Origin of the sequence: Nonomuraea sp. KM88, assembly GCF_052245635.1 — a bacterium.
Classification (GTDB): domain Bacteria; phylum Actinomycetota; class Actinomycetes; order Streptosporangiales; family Streptosporangiaceae; genus Nonomuraea.
Genome location: NZ_JBQQCC010000003.1, coordinates 392,722 through 409,948, shown reverse-complemented (window position 1 = coordinate 409,948; position 17,227 = coordinate 392,722). Strand labels below are relative to the sequence as shown.

Sequence of the window (17,227 nt, the reverse complement as noted above, 5' to 3'; positions counted from 1 at the left end):
CCCCGGCCATGGCCGTGCCCCCGTGACGGCCATGGCCCCCGCCCCGGCAGGCCCGGTCCGGGGTGACGGCGGCCGCGGGCGCGGCTTCGGCGAGCGCCGCCCCGCGGCCGTCACACGTTGCGCCCGGAAAGTCCACCCGAGGAGGTCCGCATGGTGGACCGATGGGGACTCGCCGCCCGGACTCCGTAAACTGTGATGGTGATTTCCCGTATCGACATGCGCGGTTCGCTTCCCGCGGACCTGCGCGACGTGCTGCCCCGCGCCGAGCTCGACGTCGAGGCCGCCCTGGAGAAGGTGCGGCCCATCTGCGAGGACGTGCGCCATCGTGGGGCGGCAGCCGTACGGGAGCTGACCGCCAGGTTCGACGGAGTCGAGATCGCCGCCACCCGCGTCCCCGCCGAGGCCCTCGACAGGGCGCTCCGCGAGCTCGACCCCAGGGTCAGGGCGGCGCTGGAAGAGTCGATCAGGCGGGCCAGGCTCGTCCACCGCGACCAGCGGCGCGCCGACGTCACCACCCAGGTCGTGCCCGGGGGCACGGTGACCGAGCGGTGGCTGCCCGTCGAGCGCGTGGGCCTCTACGTCCCCGGCGGCCGGGCGGTCTATCCGTCCAGTGTGGTGATGAACGTCGTGCCCGCCCAGGAGGCCGGCGTCGGCTCGCTGGCCGTGACCAGCCCGGCCCAGAAGGAGCACGGCGGGCTCCCGCACCCCACGATCCTGGCCGCGTGCGCGCTGCTTGGCGTCGACGAGGTCCACGCGGCCGGCGGGGCGCAGGCGGTGGCCATGTTCGCCTACGGCACCGAGGAGTGCCCGGCGGCCACGATGGTCACCGGCCCGGGCAACATCTATGTGGCGGCGGCCAAGCGGCTGCTCAAGGGCCGCATCGGCATCGACTCCGAGGCCGGCCCCACCGAGATCGCCATCCTCGCCGACGAGACGGCCGACCCCGTCCACGTCGCCGCCGACCTGATCAGCCAGGCCGAGCACGACGTGATCGCGGCCGCCGTGCTGGTCACCACCAGCGCCGAGCTGGCCGACGCGGTCGAGAAGGAGCTGCCGGGGCAGGTCTCCGCGACCAGGCACTCCGAGCGCATCACCGAGGCGCTGAGCGGCAGGCAGTCGGGCATCGTGCTGGTGAGCTCTCTCGACGACGGCCTCAAGGTCGTCGACGCCTACGCCGCCGAGCACCTGGAGATCCACACCGCGGACGCCGCGGCCGTCGCCGCCCGCGTCAGGAACGCCGGCGCGATCTTCGTCGGCCCCTACGCGCCCGTCTCGCTCGGCGACTACCTCGCCGGGTCCAACCACGTGCTGCCCACGGGCGGCTGCGCCTGCCACTCCAGCGGCCTGTCGGTGCAGTCCTTCCTGCGCGGCGTTCACGTCGTCGACTACTCCCGCGAGGCGCTCGCGGGAGCGGCGGCCCATGTGTCGGTGCTGGCCGACGCCGAAGACCTGCCCGCGCACGGTGCCGCGATCCGCGCCCGTTTCGACTGGCGAGTGCCCACGGAGACCGAGTGAACCTCGACGACCTGCCCATCCGCGACGACCTGAGGGGCAAGACGCCGTACGGCGCGCCCCAGATCGACGTCCCGGTCCGGCTCAACACCAACGAGAACCCCTACCCGCCCTCTCCCCGGCTGGTCGACGACCTGGCCGAGGCGGTGCGGGCCCAGGCGGGCGAGCTCAACCGCTACCCCGACAGGGACGCCACCGCCCTGCGCGCCGACCTGGCCGCCTACCTCGGCCACGGCCTGACGGCCGAGCAGGTGTGGGCCGCCAACGGCTCCAACGAGGTGCTCCAGCAGATCCTGCAGGCGTTCGGCGGCCACGGCCGCACCGCCATCGGGTTCGAGCCCTCCTACTCGATGCACCCGATCATCACCAGCGGCACCAGCACCGAGTGGATCCAGGCCAGCCGCGAGTCCGACTTCTCGATCGACCCCGGCAAGGCCGTGGCGGCGATCGAGGAGCACCGGCCCGACATCGTGTTCCTGGCCTCGCCCAACAACCCGACCGGCACGGCCCAGCCGCTGGCCACGATCGAGGCGGTCCTCGCCGCCGCGCACGGCGTGGTCGTGGTCGACGAGGCCTACGCGGAGTTCGCCCGCGAGGGCACCCCGTCGGCGCTCACCCTGCTGCCGGCCCACCCGCGGCTGATCGTCACCAGGACGATGTCCAAGGCGTTCGCCATGGCCGGCACCCGGCTCGGCTATCTCGCCGCGCACCCGGCCGTGGTGCAGGCGCTGCTGCTGGTGCGCCTGCCGTACCACCTGTCCACGCTCACCCAGACGGCGGCGCGCGTGGCGCTGCGGCACCGCGCCGAACTGCTGGGCACGGTCGACGCGCTGCGGCGCGAACGCGACGACACGGTGGCGTGGCTGCGGTCCAAGGGCCTGTGGGTGGCCGACTCCGACGCGAACTTCGTGCTGTTCGGGCGCTTCCCCGACCGGCGCGCGGTGTGGGAGGGGCTGCTGGAGCGCGGGGTGCTCATCCGCGAGGTGGGCCCGCCAGAATGGCTGCGGGTGTCGATCGGCACCGGCGAGGAGATGGCGGCGTTCCGCGCCGCCCTGGAAGGAGTGCTGTGAGTCGCGTCGGCCGCGTCGAGCGTGTTACGAAGGAGACCTCGGTCCTGGTGGAGGTCGGCCTCGACGGCACCGGCCGGGTCGAGGTGTCGACCGGGGTCGGCTTCTACGACCACATGCTGGCCCAGCTGGGCAAGCACGGCCTGTTCGACCTGACGGTCAAGACCGAGGGCGACCTGCACATCGACTCGCACCACACGATCGAGGACACCGCGCTCGCCCTGGGCGCGGCGTTCCGCGAGGCGTTGGGCGACAAGTCGGGCATCAGGCGGTTCGGCAGCGCGTCGTGCCCGCTGGACGAGTCGCTGGCCCAGGTCACCGTCGACCTGTCCGGCCGCCCCTACCTCGTGCACTCCGAGCCCGAGGGCATGGCGCCGATGATCGGCCCCGAATACGACACGACGATGACCCGCCACATCCTGGAGTCGTTCGTCGCGCAGGCCGCCATCTGCCTGCACGTCCACGTCCCCTACGGCCGCAACGCCCACCACATCGTGGAGTCCCAGTTCAAGGCCCTGGCCAGGGCCCTGCGCGAGGCGTCCGAGCCCGACCCCCGCGCCACGGGGGTGCCCAGCACCAAGGGCGTCCTATGACCGAGAACCTCATCGCCGGCGTGCTGGTCTTCCTCGGGCTTTTCCTCATCGGCGGGGTGTTCTCCCTCGCCAAGCAGGGGCTTAAGCTCGGTGCGGCGGTGTGCGCGTTCGGCGCGGCGATGGCGATCACGGCGGGGGTGCTGTGGTGGTGAGCAAGAACGTGGTGGTGCTCGACTACGGGTCGGGCAACCTGCGCTCGGCCGAGCGCGCGCTGGCCAGGGCCGGCGCCGACGTGACCGTGACGTCCGACTTCGACGCCGCGCTCTCCTGCGACGGGCTGGTGGTGCCGGGCGTCGGCGCGTTCGAGGCGTGCATGTCGGGTCTCAAGGGCGTGCGCGGCGAACAGCTCATCGGCCGCCGCCTGTCCGGAGGGCGCCCGGTGCTGGGCATCTGCGTCGGCATGCAGATCCTGTTCGCCCGGGGGGTCGAGCACGGCGTGGAGACCGAGGGCTGCGGCGAGTGGCCGGGCACGGTGGGCCGGCTCGACGCTCCGGTGCTGCCCCACATGGGCTGGAACACCGTCAAGGCGCCGGCCGGCAGCGTGCTGTTCGCCGGGCTCGACCCCGCCACCCGCTTCTACTTCGTCCACTCCTACGGCGTGCGCGAGTGGGAGCTGCAGGCGGGCGACGGTTTCTCCGATCCGCTCGTCACGTGGGCCGAGCACGGCGTGCCGTTCGTGGCCGCCGTGGAGAACGGCCCGCTCATGGCCACCCAGTTCCACCCCGAGAAGTCCGGCGACGCCGGCGCCGCTCTGCTCCGCAACTGGCTCGGCACGCTGTGAGCGGGCGAGCGGGCCGGGAGGTCCGGTGAGCAAGGAACGCGCTCGGCGGCGGGCCGAGCGCGAGGCGGAGCGGGCCCGCGCCATCCGGGCCAACGAGCTGCGGCAGGCACGCCGGGCCCGCCGCCGCGCGCTCCTGGGCCGGGTGTTCCCGCGCCCGGCGCGCATCGCCCGCCAGGGCGGCCTGCTCGCCCGCCGCCGCCGCGCCCAGAACGCCGTGGTGGCGCTCGGGCTCCTGCTCGTGCAGCTGATCGTCTGGCTGGTCTGGGGCTCGCCGCCGCTCAGCTTCGGCGTCCTCGTCCTGTCCCTGCTGCTCACACCCGTTGTCGTGACCCTCGCCTTCGACCGGAGGATCTGATGTCGTTGCAGTTGTTGCCCGCCGTCGACGTGGCCGGTGGCCAGGCCGTACGCCTGACGCAGGGCGAGGCCGGCACCGAGACCCGCCACGGCGAGCCGCTGGCCGCCGCGCTCGCCTGGCAGGACGCCGGCGCCGAGTGGATCCACATGGTCGACCTCGACGCCGCGTTCGGCCGGGGCGGCAACCGCGAGCTGATCGCCGAGGTGATCGGCAAGCTGGACGTGAACGTCGAGCTGTCCGGCGGCATCCGCGACGACGACTCACTGGCCGCCGCGCTGGCCACCGGCTGCCGCCGGGTCAACATCGGGACCGCCGCGCTGGAGAACCCCGGCTGGTGCCGGAAGATCATCGCCGAGCACGGCGACCGGATCGCGGTGGGCCTCGACGTGCGCGGCACCACGCTGGCCGCCCGCGGGTGGACCAAGGACGCCGGCGACCTGTGGGAGGCGCTCGACCGGCTCGAGGCCGACGGCTGCCCTCGCTACGTCGTCACCGACGTGACCAAGGACGGCATGCTGCAGGGCCCCAACCTCGAGCTCTACCGCCGGATCTGCGCCCGCACCGACCGGCCGGTCGTGGCCAGCGGCGGCGTGTCGAGCCTCGACGACCTGATCGCGCTCTCCTCTCTCGTTCCCGACGGAGTGGAGGGTGCCATCGTGGGCAGGGCCCTGTACGCTCACGCGTTCACGCTGGAAGAAGCGCTTGCCGCGGTACGCGTGTAGCTTCGCCGGGAGGGGGCGGGATGAGCGTCAGCAGCATCGGCATGGAAAACACCGGGCGGAGGGTGTTCTCGGGTGGCGTCTGGGAGGAGAGGTACGGCTACGCCCGCGCTGTCATCGCGGGTGACCGGGTGATCGTGTCCGGTTGCACGGCCACCGTCGAAGGAGAGGTGCGCCACATCGGCGACGCCTACGAGCAGGCCCTGACCGCGATCGACATCGCCCTGGCGGCGGTCGCGACCGGCGGCCTGACCCGCGAGGACGTCGTCATGGTCCGCTATTACGTCGTGGAGCAGCGCCACTTCGACCCCGTGGGTCGGGCCATCCACGACGTCTTCCGCGAGGTGCGCCCCGCCTGCACCGGGGTGCGGGTGGCCGGACTGGTCGACCCGAGGATGCTGGTCGAGATCGAAATCGAGGCACTGCGAGCATGACCGTGGCGGTAAGAGTCATTCCCTGTCTCGACGTGGACGCCGGACGCGTCGTCAAGGGCGTCAACTTCGAGAACCTGCGCGACGCGGGCGACCCGGTCGAGCTGGCCAGGCGCTACGACGAGGAGGGCGCCGACGAGCTGACCTTCCTCGACATCACCGCGTCGTCCGGCGAGCGCGAGACCATGCTGGACGTGGTGCGCAGGACCGCCGAGCAGGTGTTCATCCCGCTCACCGTGGGCGGCGGCGTGCGCGCGGTCGACGACGTCAACCGGCTGCTGCGCGCCGGCGCCGACAAGGTGTCGCTCAACACCGCGGCCATCGCCCGGCCCGAGCTGCTCACCGAGGCGTCCCGGCGGTTCGGCGCCCAGTGCGTCGTGCTGTCCGTGGACGCCCGCCGCGCGCCCGGCACCCCGAGCGGCTTCGAGGTGACGACGCACGGCGGCCGCCGCGGCACCGGCATCGACGCGGTGGAGTGGGCCGCGCGCGGCGAGGAGCTAGGCGTGGGTGAGATCCTGCTCAACTCGATGGACGGCGACGGCACGCTCGACGGCTACGACCTGGAGATGTTGCGCGCGGTCCGGGCCGTCGTGCGCGTGCCGGTGATCGCCAGCGGCGGCGCCGGACGCCTGGAGGACTTTCCTCCGGCGGTGGCGGCGGGCGCCGACGCGGTGCTGGCGGCCAGCGTGTTCCACTTCGGCACGTTGAAGATCTCCGAGGTCAAGGAGACGCTCCGGATGGCGGGCCACCCGGTCCGCTAGCGCGTCAGAACGCCCGGAGGTGGTGGAACAGCTCGTAGGAGGCGTCCTCGGCGGCGAACGCGGCCGCCTCCGACCGCTTGACGGCGAGGTACGCGTCGCGCCGCAGCGGCCCGAGCGCCTCCATGAGCATCTCGTCGCCCTCCAGCGCGTCGAGCGCCTCGTCCAGTGACGACGGCAGCCGCGGATACCGGCCGGGCCGCGTGTCGGGGTCGACGTCCACGGCCTCGCCCGGATCGAGCTTGCGCCGTATGCCGTCGAGACCCGCGTGGATGACGGCGCCCAGCGACAGGTAGGGGTTGGCGGAGGAGTCGGACGGCTTCAGCTCCAGGTTGGGCTCCCCGGTCTCCCCGAGGGGCGAGCAGACGCGGACCGCGGCCTCCCGGTTGTCGGGGCCGTAGACGGCGTACGCGCTCGACCACATGCGGGGCGCGAGGCGGCGGAAGCTGTTGACGCTGCCGCAGGTCAGCGCGGTGAGCGCGGGCAGGTGGGCGAGCAGGCCGCCGATGAAGCCGTCGCGCGTCTCGCCGTCGCCGGCGAAGGCGTTGCGGCCGTCGCGCCACAGCGAAAGGTGCAGGTGGGCGCCGTTGCCGGCCTGGTCGGCCAGCGGTTTGGGCGCCAGCGAGGCCCACAGCTGCATGCGCATGGCGACGCCGCGCACGGTCTCGCGGTAGAGGACGTGGTTGTCGGCGGCCCGCAGCGCGGGCGCGTGGTGGACCGACAGCTCCTGCTGGCCGGGGCCCAGCTCGGGATGGCAGTGCTCGACGCGCAGGCCCTGCGTCTCCAGGGCGCGGATGAGCGTGATCGTGTAGTCGTGGGCCGTGTCGAAGCCGGTGCCCGCGTAGCAGGGCGAGTCGTCGATGGGCACCAGCCGGTCGGGGCCGCCGTACGGGTCGGGCAGGCGGCGGCCGAGCGTGAACTCGGGCTCGAACGCGGCGACCAGCGTGTAACCCTCGGCGGCCAGCTCGGCGATGGCGTCTTTGAGGAAGGTCCGGGGGCACGCGCCCCATGGGGAGCCGTCGGGCAGGCGCAGGTCGGACAGCATCGTCGCCGCACCCGGCGCGTGCGGCAACGTGACGTAGGTCGCGGGGTCGGGAACGATGCGCACCTCGCCCACCGGACCCATGTGCTCGACGTCCTGGAGCTGGTCGAGCATGTTCATCGCCATCATGGCGACGGTGTGCCCGATGCCGGTGTTGAGCCGTTCGGCCAGCCGTGACCGGGACGCCGCTTTGCCACGGATCACGCCTCCGTGGTCGGCGTACAGGAAACGGATCAGCTCGATGCCCTCGAGCTCTGCTCGCTCGAGGACGCGCCGCGCGGTGGCGCCGAGCTGATGGATCGTGGTGCCGCTCGGGCGATCTCTCATCCTGCCTGCGTAACACGATCCGGCAGCGCTTGGAAGCACCTGACGCAGACAGAACCGTTGGTCAGGGGGTCAGAACACTTGAGAAGAACGTGGCCAACTGATTGGCTCCCTGAAGAATTCCGTCGAACACACCGTTGACCGCGGCGGCGGCTTCGGCCGGCCGGGTGAACAGGTAGAAGACCACGAACGCGACAGCGACGTAGGTGATCACCTTCTTGACCTGCATGGGGGGCCTCCTGCAGTCCATTCCCAGCCGTATATACCCGGATCTGGGCGATCACTGGCATCTTCTATGAAGATGTTCATGATCCTAACCGGGGGGCTTCTTTCCTCTGCCATGGTAAGGGCTAGAGACGGGCTGCGAGCGCCTGTGGTGCCGGGAATTGCGCCATCGGCGCGCGGCTACATGCCGAGGGGCGCCTCGCGCAGCCGTTCGGCGTTCTCGGGCGTGCCGGTGAGCTCCACCGTCGCGTGCGCCTGCCGTCCGAAGCAGAACATCAGCAACTCGCCGGCCCTGCCGGTGACCTCGACCTTGGGGCCTCCGCGCGGGCCGGCCAGCAGCACTCCGCCACCCAGCCGGTGCAGCACCACGCCCACCGGGGCCCTGCGCAACATCAGCCTGGCGCCGGACGACAGCCGCTTCCAGAAGACCTCCTCCAGCTCCGCGGGCAGCTCGCGCGGCTCCCACGACGGCTGCGCGCGGCGGACGTCCTCGTGGTGCACGAAGAGCTCGATGGTGTTGACGGCCTGGTCGAGGGCCTTCACGAGCCGGAACACGCCGCCGGGCTCGCGCACCTTGGCGACCAGCTCGGGATAGGGATGCCTGGCCTTGAGCGCGTTCTGGACCGAGGCGGTGTAGCCGGCGAGCGGCCTGAGCGCGATGCCGCCCATCGCGTCGGGCCTGCGCTCGCGCAGCACGAGGTGCGCGGCCAGGTCGTAGGTGCTCCAGCCCGCGCACAACGTCGGGGCGTCGGGGCCGATCCGGTCGAGCAGGTCGCAGAGCGCGGTGCGTTCGCCACGAGCGTGAGTCACACGGGCAACCCTACCCGCGGGAATAACGAGATGATCAGGGGTGATAGTGACATACGTAGAAATGCCGCGATGAGAGGACCCACCGAGTGGCGAGCAAGGTCACCTCGGCCGTGATGCGCCAAGGACTGCGAGTCCTTGGGGTGGCCATTCGCACGGAGAAGGCGGTGTTCACGCTGGCGGTGCTGGCCAGCGCCGTCTACGGAGGCATGACCGTCGCCTCCGCATGGGCCCTCGGGTGGGCCACCCAGAACGTCGTGCTGCCGGCCTTCGGCGAGGGCCGCGCCGTCGCGGGCGCGTTGTGGACGGGAACGTTCCTGATCCTGGGCACGGCGCTGCTCAAGGCGCTGGGCGTGGCGGGCCGGCGGATCCTGGCCGGCATCCTGCAGTACCGCATGCAGGCCAGGTCGCGCAGGGACGTGACCAAGCAGTACCTGCGGCTGCCGCTGTCGTGGCACCACCGGCACCCGACGGGGCAGCTGCTGTCGAACGCCAGCGCCGACGCCGAGGCCGCCTGGGCGCCGCTGGCACCGCTGCCGATGGCCGTGGGCGTGATCGTCATGCTGGTCACGGCGGCGGTCGCGATGGTGTTCACGGATCTCGTGCTGGCGCTGGTCGGCTTCCTGATATTTCCGGCGATCGCCGTACTCAACCTTGTCTATCAGCGCAAGCTCAGCCCGCTCGCCACCCGCGCCCAGCAACTGCGCGCCGAGGTCAGCGAGATCGCGCACGAGAGCTTCGACGGCGCGCTCGTCATCAAGACCCTCGGCAGGGAGGACCTGGAGACCGAGCGGTTCCAGCGGCGCGCCCACGAGCTGCGCGACGCCAACATCGCGGTCGGGCGCGTGCGCGGGCTGTTCGACCCGATGCTGGAGGCCCTGCCCACGATCGGCGTGCTCGCGGTGCTGGGCGTCGGCTCGGCCCGGCTGACCGGCGGCTTGATCGACTCCGGCGACCTGGTGCAGGTCGCCTACCTGTTCACGCTGCTGGCCTTCCCGATCAGGGCGCTCGGCTGGGTGCTGGCCGAGCTGCCGCGCAGCGTCGTCGGCTGGCAGCGGGTCCAGGCCGTGCTGGACGCGAGCGGCTCCATGGAGTACGGGCAGGCCGCCGCGACCTCGACCGCGCCCGCCGCGCTCGAGGTCCGCGACGTCTCCTACTCCTACGGCGAGGCCGAGGTGCTGCACGAGGTGACCTTCGACGTGCCCGCCGGCCGTACCGTCGCGCTGGTCGGCCCCACGGGGTCGGGCAAGTCCACGCTCGTGCAGCTGCTCGTCCGGCTCGTCGACCCCGGCAAGGGGCAGGTCCTGCTCGACGGCGTGGACGTCCGGGAGCTGGCCCACGGCGGCATCGCCGCATCGGTCGCCCTGGTGCCGCAGCAGACGTTCCTGTTCGACGACACCGTGCGCGGCAACATCACGCTCGGCCTCAACACCGGCGACGAGGACGTGCGGGCGGCCCTGCGGCTGGCGCAGGCCGACGGGTTCGTCGACCGGCTGGCCGACGGGCTCGACACGCGCGTCGGTGAGCGCGGCACCTCGCTGTCCGGCGGCCAGCGCCAGCGCCTCGCGCTGGCCCGCGCGGTCGTGCGCCGGCCGCGCCTGCTCATCCTCGACGACGCCACCTCCAGCGTGGACCCCCAGGTCGAGGCCAAGATCCTGTACGGGCTGCGGGACGCCGCCGAGGCGTCCACCGTCGTGGTCGTCGCCTACCGGATGGCGACCATCGCCCTCGCCGACGAGGTCGTCTACCTCGACCACGGCCGGGTCGTCGACCGCGGCCCGCACGACGAGCTGATCAGCCGCTGCGCCGGCTACCGCAACTTGGTGACCGCCTACGAGCGTGAGGAGGCCGAGCGCGCCGCCATCGACGTGCCGGCCGGAGAAGAAGAGGAAGTCAGCGCATGACGGCCGAGGTCATCCGAGGCAACTCCGAACGTTCGGCGCTGGCCACCATCCGGCATGGGCTCTCGCTCACGCCGGAGTTCCGCAAAGGGCTGGTGGTCACGCTGCTGCTGGCGGTCGTCGCGACCATCGGCAAGATCATCGTGCCGGTCGCCGTCCAGCAGACCATCGACACGGGACTCAAGACCGGCACTCCGGACACCGCGTACATCACCCGGGCCATCCTGGTCTGCGCGGGCGCGGTGCTGCTCACGGCCGCCGCCGGCTACGTCATGAACGTCCGCCTCTACAAGGCGACGGAATCGTCCCTCGCCACGCTGCGCGTGCGCGGGTTCCGGCACGTGCACGACCTGTCCGTGCTCACCCAGAACACCGAGCGCCGCGGCTCCCTGGTCTCGCGCGTCACCAACGACATCGACCAGATCAGCACGTTCATGCAGTGGGGCGGGCTGATGATCATCGTGGCGTTCGGCCAGCTGTTCGTGGCCACGGTGCTGATGTTCGTCTACTCCTGGCAGCTCACCCTGCTCGTCTGGTTGTGCTTCATCCCCCTGATGATCGCCCTGCCGCGCTTCCAGAGGCTGCTGTCACGGGCGTACACGACCGTGCGCGAGCGCACCGGCGACATGCTGGCCGCGGTCAGCGAGTCCGTCGTCGGCGCCGCCGTCATCAGGGCCTACGCCTCGGAGCGCCGTACGGCCGAGCGCATCGACCAGGCGGTCGACGCCAACAGGCGCGCCCAGACCAGGGCGCAGACCATCGTCGGCTTCGTCTTCCCGCTCACCGAGATCGTAGCGGCCGTCGCCATCGCCGGCATCGTGCTGCTGGGCGTGCGGCTCGGGATGTCGGGCGAGATCACACAGGGCGAGCTGGTGGCGTTCCTGTTCCTGATCACCCTGTTCGTCTCGCCGCTCCAGACCGCCACCGAGGTGCTGAACGAGGCCCAGAACGCCGTCGCGGGCTGGCGGCGCGTCCTCGGCGTCATCGACACCCCGCCGGACGTGGCCGACCCCGGCGACCAGGGCGTGGAACTGCCCCGCGGCCCCATCTCGGTCGCCTTCGAGGACGTGCACTTCTCCTACCCGGGCGGCGTGCCCGTGCTGCGCGAGGTCACCCTCGAGATCCCGCCGCGCTCGCGTGTCGCGGTCGTGGGGGAGACGGGGTCGGGCAAGACCACGTTCGCCAAGCTCCTGACGCGTCTCATGGACCCGGGCGCGGGCCGCGTCACCGTGGACGGCCACGACCTGCGTCACATCCGCTTCTCCTCGCTGCGCGAGCGCATCGTCATGGTCCCCCAGGACGGCTTCCTGTTCGACGGGACGCTGGAGGCGAACATCCGCTACGGCAAGCCGTCCGCCACCACCGACGAGATCCGTCTCGCGATGACCGAGCTGGGCCTGACCGACTGGCTCGAAGGCCTGCCCGCGGGCCTGGACACGGCCGTCGGCCAGCGCGGCGAGTCACTGTCGGCGGGCGAGCGCCAGCTCGTCGCCCTGGCCCGCGCCTACCTCGCCGACCCCGACCTGCTCCTGCTCGACGAGGCCACCTCGGCGGTCGACCCGGCCACCGAGGTACGGCTGGCGCGGGCGCTGGAGGGCGTCACCCGCGGCCGCACCGCCATCTCGATCGCGCACCGCCTGTCCACGGCCGAGAACGCCGACGAGGTGCTGGTCTTCGACGGCGGCCGGCTGGTGCAGCGCGGCCACCACACGGAGCTGGCGGGCCGGCCGGGCGTGTACGCCGACCTGCACGCCTCGTGGATCTCGGCCGCCCACTCGTGACCCGCCGCCGCGCCGGCTCGCCCTTCCGGGCTCCCGCCGTGCCGTCCACCGTGCCGTCCACCGTGCCGTCCACCGTGCCGTCCACCGTGCCGTCCACCGTGCCGTCCACCGGGCCCCGGGAGGCGCTCCTGGTCACGGTTTCGCCGAGGCGAACGTCACGGTCGTGCCACGTGGCCCTGACACGATCACGAGGTGCTCGCACACCATGCGGGTCAGCCACAGGCCCCGACCCCGGAAGTCGTACCCCCTGGGCGGCCGCGTGTCGCCCATCCACCCGGGTGGCAGCCCGGGGCCGTCGTCGGCGACCTCGCACCACAGGCGCCCGTCCCGCGTCCACAGCCGCAATCGCCCGTGGCCTCCGCCGTGCACCACCGCGTTGGTGGCGACCTCGTTGACCGCCAGCACGAAGTCCTCGAGCCGCCCGCCTGCCAGTCCCTCGCCGGCGGCGTGCTCGGTCACGGTCCTGCGCAGCCCCGTGATCTGCCCCCGCGCGAAGCTGACGCGGAGCATCTGCCTATCCACCGCGCACCCGCAGGACGACGACGGACCTGACCGCCCAGGCCGGCCCGGGGAAGACCCGGTGGGAACGGGGAGCGGAGCCTACGACGTGCACCACGACGGCCCTCCCACGGCAGGCTCGGGAAACCGAAATTACTCCGCTCCGCGCCATCACGTACCGCATTCTCGGTAAAACCCACCGTGACGCGTCGCGGGCAGGTGTACCTTTTCGGCGGGGCCGCCCACGGGAGGGGTCATGAGGAGCATGGGCGCGGATGTGCTGGAGATGACGCGATGCCGACACGGAGATCTTGTGGTGGTGAGCCTGGCGGGGGAGGTCGACGTCGACAACGTTTCCGAAGTCAGGAAATGTCTCGATGAAGCCGTGGCGGAGCACGTCCCCCGACTGGTCGTCGATCTGACCGGCCTGGGCTTCATCGACACGACAGGGCTGGGCGTCCTGGTGCGCGCGCTCGCCACGCTGCGCGACAGGGACGGCACGATGGCTCTGGTCGCACCCCCCGGGCAGGTGCTCCGGCGGCTGCGCAGGACCAACCTGGCCCCGCTCTTCCCCATCTACGACACCCTTCCCCAAGCCCTGGCCTGAGGCTCGCGCCGGTGGCGGGGGCGGGGGCACGAGCTGGTTGAATGGGCTGCATGTCCCTCGACGCCAAGATCGCCGCACGGTTGAAGCGCAATCCCGACGGCCTGGTCCCCGCGATCGCGCAGCAGTACGACACCGGCGAGGTGCTCATGCTGGCCTGGATGAACGACGAGGCGCTGCATCGGACGCTCACCACCGGCAGGGCCACCTACTGGTCCCGCAGCCGGGCGGAGCTCTGGGTCAAGGGCGCCACCTCCGGCCATGTCCAGCAGGTCAAGTCCGTGGCGCTCGACTGTGACGGCGACACCATCCTGGTCAAGGTCGACCAGGTCGACGGGGCGTGCCACACGGGTGATCGCACCTGCTTCGACGCCGACCCGCTAGAGCTCGCGCCGAGCTAGGAGAGCGGATGGAGCCCGAAGCGCGGACTTCCCGGCGCGGGGAGTTGTGGGGCTGGGTGGTCATGACGGCCCTGGGCTGCGTGCTCGTGTTGTGGGGCGCGGGCCAGGCATGGGTGACGGTCCTGGGAGACGGCGAGGCGCCGAGCGGCGGCGGGCTGAGCCCCGTGCTGACCCCCGTGGCGCTGGCCGGGCTGGCCGGCGTGGTGGCGGTGCTGGCCACCAAGGGCGCGGGCCGCCGGGCCGTCGGGGTGCTGCTCGCCCTGTGCGGGGCCGGCGCCGCCGCGGCGACGTGGGCGGCGCTGTCGGGTGGCACCGTGACCGCGCGCCTGCGCGAGGAGAACGTGTTGTCCGGCGCCACCGGGCTGTCCTGGGAGATCGCGCCGCTCTGGCCCGCCGTGACGGTCGTCGGAGCGGTCCTGGTGATGGCCGGGGGCGTGCTGGCGGTCGTGCGCGGCGGCCGGTGGGCGGGCATGTCCGCCCGCTACGACCGCACGGCGGGCGCCCCCTCGGCGCGGGCCCACGACAGGACGCTGTGGGACGCGCTCGACCGCGGAGACGACCCGACCGACGACCGCTGAGCCGGTGACGGTTACGAAACCTCCACTGTTCTGAACCTGTGTGCGCCCGGCAAACGTTTCCTCAATAAGCTGCCGTTGCAACTCGCCACGGACGTTGAGGGAGCCGGCTCATGAGCTACGGGGATCAGGGCGGTAGCGGAGGTTATGGCGCACAGCCTCCCGGGGGAGGCTACGGCCAGCAGCCGCCGAGCGGGGGTGGCTACGGCCAGCAGCCGCCGAGCTACGGGGACCAGCCCTACGGCTACGGCCAGCAGCCGCCGAGCTACGGCGGCGGTTACGCCCAGCAACCTCCGAGCTACGGGGGCTACCCGCAGCAGGGCTACGGCTACCAGCAGCCCAGGTCCACCAACGGGATGGCGGTGGCCTCGCTCGTCCTCGGCATCATCGGCCTGGTCTTCTGCGGCCTCACCAGCATCCCCGGCGTCATCCTCGGGCATGTCGCGCTCAGCCGGATCAAGCGCACCGGAGAGGAGGGCTCGGGCATGGCCATCGGCGGCCTCGTCACGTCGTACATCACGGTGGTGATCTGGCTCCTGTGCTGGCTGATCTTCGGCGGTATGCTCCTTTCCCTCATCGGGTTCGCCAGCACCGCCAGCAGCACGGTGGAGTACCAGTAGGTCGCCCGCTGCACGTGTAGCCGGACCGTGACGACGTGCTTGCGGTCCGATTACGAATTGTCCGCAAAATCGACGTTGATCCACGTAGAAGATGGTTTCTCGCTAGGCTGCCGCGCGAACTGGACTCGAGATGACGACATGAGGGGTCATTAGCATGAGTTACGGAAACCAGGGCGACGGTGGCTACGGTGCCCAACCGCCCGGCGGCGGCTACGGCCAGCAGCCTCCCAGCGGTGGCGGTGGCTATGGCCAGCAGCCTCCAAGCGGTGGTGGTTACGGCCAGCAGCCGCCGAGCGGTGGTGGCTACGGCCAGCAGCCGCCCAGCGGCGGAGGCTATGGCGGTGGCTATGGCCAGCAGCCGCCGAGCGGTGGTGGCTACGGCCAGCAGCCGCCCAGCGGCGGAGGTTACGGGGGTGGCTACGGTCAGCAGCCCCCGAGCGGCGGCGGCTACGGCGACGGCGGTTACGGCCAGCCCCCCGGCGGTGGCTACGGCGGCGGTGGCAACCCGCCCGACAACCAGCTCGTCCCGGCCATCCTCACCACCCTGTTCTGCTGCCTGCCGCTCGGCATCGTGGCGCTCGTCAAGTCGTCGCAGGTCAACTCGAAGTGGCAGGTCGGCGACTACCAGGGTGCGATGCAGGCCGCGGAAGAGGCCAAGACGTGGTGGAAGCGCAGCCTGATCTTCGGTGCCATCGGCATCGTCCTCGGCATCATCGCGTACATCGTGATCTTCTTCATCCTGGCCGCGAGCGTGTCCACGTACTCGTACTCGACGTACTGAGCCGGCGTGACGGCGGGCAGCGCGCTGGAAGGCGGATACTGAAAGCATGAGCATCGCAACAGCCGGGCGGCGTGACACGGGTCGCGCGAGGCGCCTGCTCGCGCCGCTCGGTGTTGCGGCGGGCGTGGGCGCCGCGTTCGCCTTCGTCGGCGTGGTCGACCCCAACGAACCCGGCCACTATCCGACGTGCCCGTTCCTGTGGCTCACCGGCCTCTACTGCCCAGGCTGCGGCACCATGCGCACCATGCACGCCCTCGCGCATCTCGACCCGGTCGCCGCGCTGGGGCTCAACCCGCTCGCCGTGGCCATGATCCCGTTCCTGCTGTTCTGGTGGGGGCGATGGGTGCTGCGTGCCTGGCAGGGCCGGCCCAGACGCACGACGCTGGCGCATCCGGCGTGGCTGTGGGCCTTCATCGGGGTCGTCATGGTCTACTGGGTCGTCCGTAATCTGCCTGTCGGCGCGTTCCTCGCCCCCTAGGCAGGGCCGGTGGTGAGGTGCCCCCGCTGGGGCCGATACCATCGCAGGACAAGGCGGAGAGCGTACGCGAGGCGAACTCTCCGCCACCCCCACTGTCGACCGGAGGGACCCCAAGCGCGTGAGTGAGCGGACGGAAGGGCCGAGTGTCCTCGACGGCATCCTCGACGGGGTGCGCGCCGACCTCGCCGCACGCCAGCAGGCCGTGTCCATGGACGAGCTCAAGCAACGAGCCGAGCGGGCCCGGCCGGCCAGAGACGCGATGGCCGCGCTCGGGGGTGACAGGATCTCGGTGATCGCCGAGGTCAAGCGGTCCAGCCCGTCCAAGGGCGCGCTCGCCGCGATCGCCGACCCGGCGGCGCTGGCCGCCGACTACGAAGCGGGCGGCGCCCACGTCATCAGCGTGCTGACCGAGCGCCGCAAGTTCGGGGGCAGCCTCGACGACCTGGCCGCGGTCCGCACCAGGGTCGACATCCCGATCCTGCGCAAGGACTTCATCCTCACCTCCTACCAGTTGTGGGAGGCCAGGGCCTACGGCGCCGACCTGGCGCTGCTGATGGTCGTCTGCCTGGAGCAGGAGGCGCTGGTGTCGCTGATCGAGCGGGCCGAGTCGATCGGGCTCACCCCGCTGGTCGAGGTGCACACCGAGGACGAGCTCGAGCGGGCGGTCGCCGCTGGGGCCCGGGTCATCGGGGTCAACGCCCGCAATCTGAAGACACTCGAGGTCGATCGCGACGTGTTCGCGAAGCTGGCGCCGAAGATCCCCGATAATGTGATCAAAATCGCCGAGTCGGGTGTGCGTGGCCCGCATGACCTGCTCGCTTACGCTAGAGGTGGCGCCGACGCCGTCCTGGTGGGGGAGAGCCTGGTCACCGGCAAGGACCCGCGCAAGGCCGTGGAGGCGCTGGTGACGGCCGGCGCTCATCCGTCGACGCGCCCCGACCACTCAGCAGAGGGATAGCAGTGGCACACGAAGG

General features: G+C 71.7%; 22 protein-coding genes. 18 read left to right on the top strand and 4 right to left on the bottom strand.

From position 1 onward, the window contains the following. The first annotated feature begins 198 nt into the window (after positions 1 to 198). Genes hisD through hisF form a run of 9 tightly spaced genes read left to right on the top strand, consistent with a single transcriptional unit; the run spans position 199 to position 6,219 of the window. Complete coding sequence (gene hisD / locus ACTWPV_RS11465; RefSeq protein WP_347621518.1) at positions 199 to 1,515, top strand: histidinol dehydrogenase; 1,317 nt, start codon at positions 199 to 201, stop codon at positions 1,513 to 1,515. Then, positions 1,512 to 2,582 carry a histidinol-phosphate transaminase gene (locus ACTWPV_RS11460; RefSeq protein WP_443151724.1) on the top strand — a complete coding sequence of 357 codons (1,071 nt, stop codon included), beginning with the start codon at positions 1,512 to 1,514 and terminating at the stop codon, positions 2,580 to 2,582. The genes hisD and ACTWPV_RS11460 overlap by 4 nt, the downstream gene beginning before the upstream one ends. Beyond that, positions 2,579 to 3,172: an imidazoleglycerol-phosphate dehydratase HisB gene (gene hisB, locus ACTWPV_RS11455; RefSeq protein ID WP_347621516.1), complete on the top strand. Its 594-nt coding sequence runs from the start codon at positions 2,579 to 2,581 to the stop codon at positions 3,170 to 3,172. The genes ACTWPV_RS11460 and hisB overlap by 4 nt, the downstream gene beginning before the upstream one ends. Continuing rightward, entirely contained in the window at positions 3,169 to 3,324 is a 156-nt protein-coding gene (locus tag ACTWPV_RS11450; RefSeq protein ID WP_347621515.1) for a hypothetical protein, read from the top strand. Before hisB ends, ACTWPV_RS11450 begins: the two co-directional genes overlap by 4 nt. Beyond that, the gene (gene hisH / locus ACTWPV_RS11445; RefSeq protein WP_443151723.1) at positions 3,321 to 3,953 is read left to right on the top strand and encodes an imidazole glycerol phosphate synthase subunit HisH; all 633 of its coding nucleotides are present in this window, start codon (positions 3,321 to 3,323) and stop codon (positions 3,951 to 3,953) included. The genes ACTWPV_RS11450 and hisH overlap by 4 nt, the downstream gene beginning before the upstream one ends. A 25-nt stretch (positions 3,954 to 3,978) precedes the next feature. Continuing rightward, positions 3,979 to 4,308, top strand: a complete 330-nt coding sequence (locus ACTWPV_RS11440) for a hypothetical protein (RefSeq protein WP_443151722.1) — start codon at positions 3,979 to 3,981, stop codon at positions 4,306 to 4,308. Then, entirely contained in the window at positions 4,308 to 5,030 is a 723-nt protein-coding gene (priA, locus tag ACTWPV_RS11435; protein WP_347621512.1) for a bifunctional 1-(5-phosphoribosyl)-5-((5-phosphoribosylamino)methylideneamino)imidazole-4-carboxamide isomerase/phosphoribosylanthranilate isomerase PriA, read from the top strand. Before ACTWPV_RS11440 ends, priA begins: the two co-directional genes overlap by 1 nt. A gap of 20 nt (positions 5,031 to 5,050) precedes the next feature. Next, the gene (locus ACTWPV_RS11430) at positions 5,051 to 5,461 is read left to right on the top strand and encodes a Rid family hydrolase (RefSeq protein WP_347642787.1); all 411 of its coding nucleotides are present in this window, start codon (positions 5,051 to 5,053) and stop codon (positions 5,459 to 5,461) included. Then, the gene (hisF, locus tag ACTWPV_RS11425; RefSeq protein ID WP_132600939.1) at positions 5,458 to 6,219 is read left to right on the top strand and encodes an imidazole glycerol phosphate synthase subunit HisF; all 762 of its coding nucleotides are present in this window, start codon (positions 5,458 to 5,460) and stop codon (positions 6,217 to 6,219) included. Before ACTWPV_RS11430 ends, hisF begins: the two co-directional genes overlap by 4 nt. Before the next feature lie 4 nt (positions 6,220 to 6,223). Here the strand turns inward: hisF and ACTWPV_RS11420 are convergent, their stop codons facing one another. The 3 genes from ACTWPV_RS11420 to ACTWPV_RS11410 form a co-directional block, all read right to left on the bottom strand. Continuing rightward, entirely contained in the window at positions 6,224 to 7,585 is a 1,362-nt protein-coding gene (locus ACTWPV_RS11420; protein ID WP_443151721.1) for a glutamine synthetase family protein, read from the bottom strand. A gap of 61 nt (positions 7,586 to 7,646) precedes the next feature. Then, positions 7,647 to 7,811, bottom strand: a complete 165-nt coding sequence (locus tag ACTWPV_RS11415; RefSeq protein WP_165959967.1) for a hypothetical protein — start codon at positions 7,809 to 7,811, stop codon at positions 7,647 to 7,649. Positions 7,812 to 7,987: 176 nt separating this feature from the next. After that, on the bottom strand, positions 7,988 to 8,617 hold the full coding sequence (locus tag ACTWPV_RS11410; protein WP_443151720.1) for a TIGR03085 family metal-binding protein: 630 nt from the start codon (positions 8,615 to 8,617) through the stop codon (positions 7,988 to 7,990). Between the two features lie 113 nt (positions 8,618 to 8,730). Between ACTWPV_RS11410 and ACTWPV_RS11405 the strand changes: the two genes are divergently transcribed. Beyond that, positions 8,731 to 10,518, top strand: coding sequence for an ABC transporter ATP-binding protein (locus ACTWPV_RS11405; RefSeq protein WP_443151976.1), 1,788 nt, complete (start codon positions 8,731 to 8,733; stop codon positions 10,516 to 10,518). Continuing rightward, positions 10,515 to 12,296, top strand: a complete 1,782-nt coding sequence (locus ACTWPV_RS11400; RefSeq protein WP_443151719.1) for an ABC transporter ATP-binding protein — start codon at positions 10,515 to 10,517, stop codon at positions 12,294 to 12,296. Before ACTWPV_RS11405 ends, ACTWPV_RS11400 begins: the two co-directional genes overlap by 4 nt. A gap of 132 nt (positions 12,297 to 12,428) precedes the next feature. Here ACTWPV_RS11400 and ACTWPV_RS11395 read toward each other — a convergent pair whose 3' ends face one another. Continuing rightward, positions 12,429 to 12,806 (bottom strand): ATP-binding protein, encoded by a 378-nt coding sequence (locus tag ACTWPV_RS11395; RefSeq protein ID WP_443151718.1) that lies wholly within the window; start codon positions 12,804 to 12,806, stop codon positions 12,429 to 12,431. A 244-nt stretch (positions 12,807 to 13,050) separates the two neighbouring features. Between ACTWPV_RS11395 and ACTWPV_RS11390 the strand changes: the two genes are divergently transcribed. From ACTWPV_RS11390 to trpC, 7 genes are all read left to right on the top strand, one after another. Continuing rightward, positions 13,051 to 13,401, top strand: a complete 351-nt coding sequence (locus ACTWPV_RS11390) for an STAS domain-containing protein (RefSeq protein ID WP_443151717.1) — start codon at positions 13,051 to 13,053, stop codon at positions 13,399 to 13,401. Positions 13,402 to 13,451: 50 nt separating this feature from the next. Continuing rightward, positions 13,452 to 13,799 (top strand): phosphoribosyl-AMP cyclohydrolase, encoded by a 348-nt coding sequence (hisI, locus tag ACTWPV_RS11385; protein WP_347642793.1) that lies wholly within the window; start codon positions 13,452 to 13,454, stop codon positions 13,797 to 13,799. An 8-nt stretch (positions 13,800 to 13,807) separates the two neighbouring features. Further along, positions 13,808 to 14,377: a Trp biosynthesis-associated membrane protein gene (locus ACTWPV_RS11380; RefSeq protein WP_443151716.1), complete on the top strand. Its 570-nt coding sequence runs from the start codon at positions 13,808 to 13,810 to the stop codon at positions 14,375 to 14,377. A gap of 110 nt (positions 14,378 to 14,487) precedes the next feature. After that, the gene (locus ACTWPV_RS11375; RefSeq protein ID WP_443151715.1) at positions 14,488 to 14,994 is read left to right on the top strand and encodes a DUF4190 domain-containing protein; all 507 of its coding nucleotides are present in this window, start codon (positions 14,488 to 14,490) and stop codon (positions 14,992 to 14,994) included. A 154-nt stretch (positions 14,995 to 15,148) separates the two neighbouring features. Next, positions 15,149 to 15,775, top strand: coding sequence for a CD225/dispanin family protein (locus tag ACTWPV_RS11370; protein WP_443151714.1), 627 nt, complete (start codon positions 15,149 to 15,151; stop codon positions 15,773 to 15,775). Between the two features lie 46 nt (positions 15,776 to 15,821). Continuing rightward, complete coding sequence (locus ACTWPV_RS11365; RefSeq protein WP_347621498.1) at positions 15,822 to 16,253, top strand: DUF2752 domain-containing protein; 432 nt, start codon at positions 15,822 to 15,824, stop codon at positions 16,251 to 16,253. A gap of 118 nt (positions 16,254 to 16,371) precedes the next feature. Continuing rightward, complete coding sequence (gene trpC / locus ACTWPV_RS11360) at positions 16,372 to 17,211, top strand: indole-3-glycerol phosphate synthase TrpC (protein WP_347642797.1); 840 nt, start codon at positions 16,372 to 16,374, stop codon at positions 17,209 to 17,211. Positions 17,212 to 17,227: the final 16 nt, after the last annotated feature.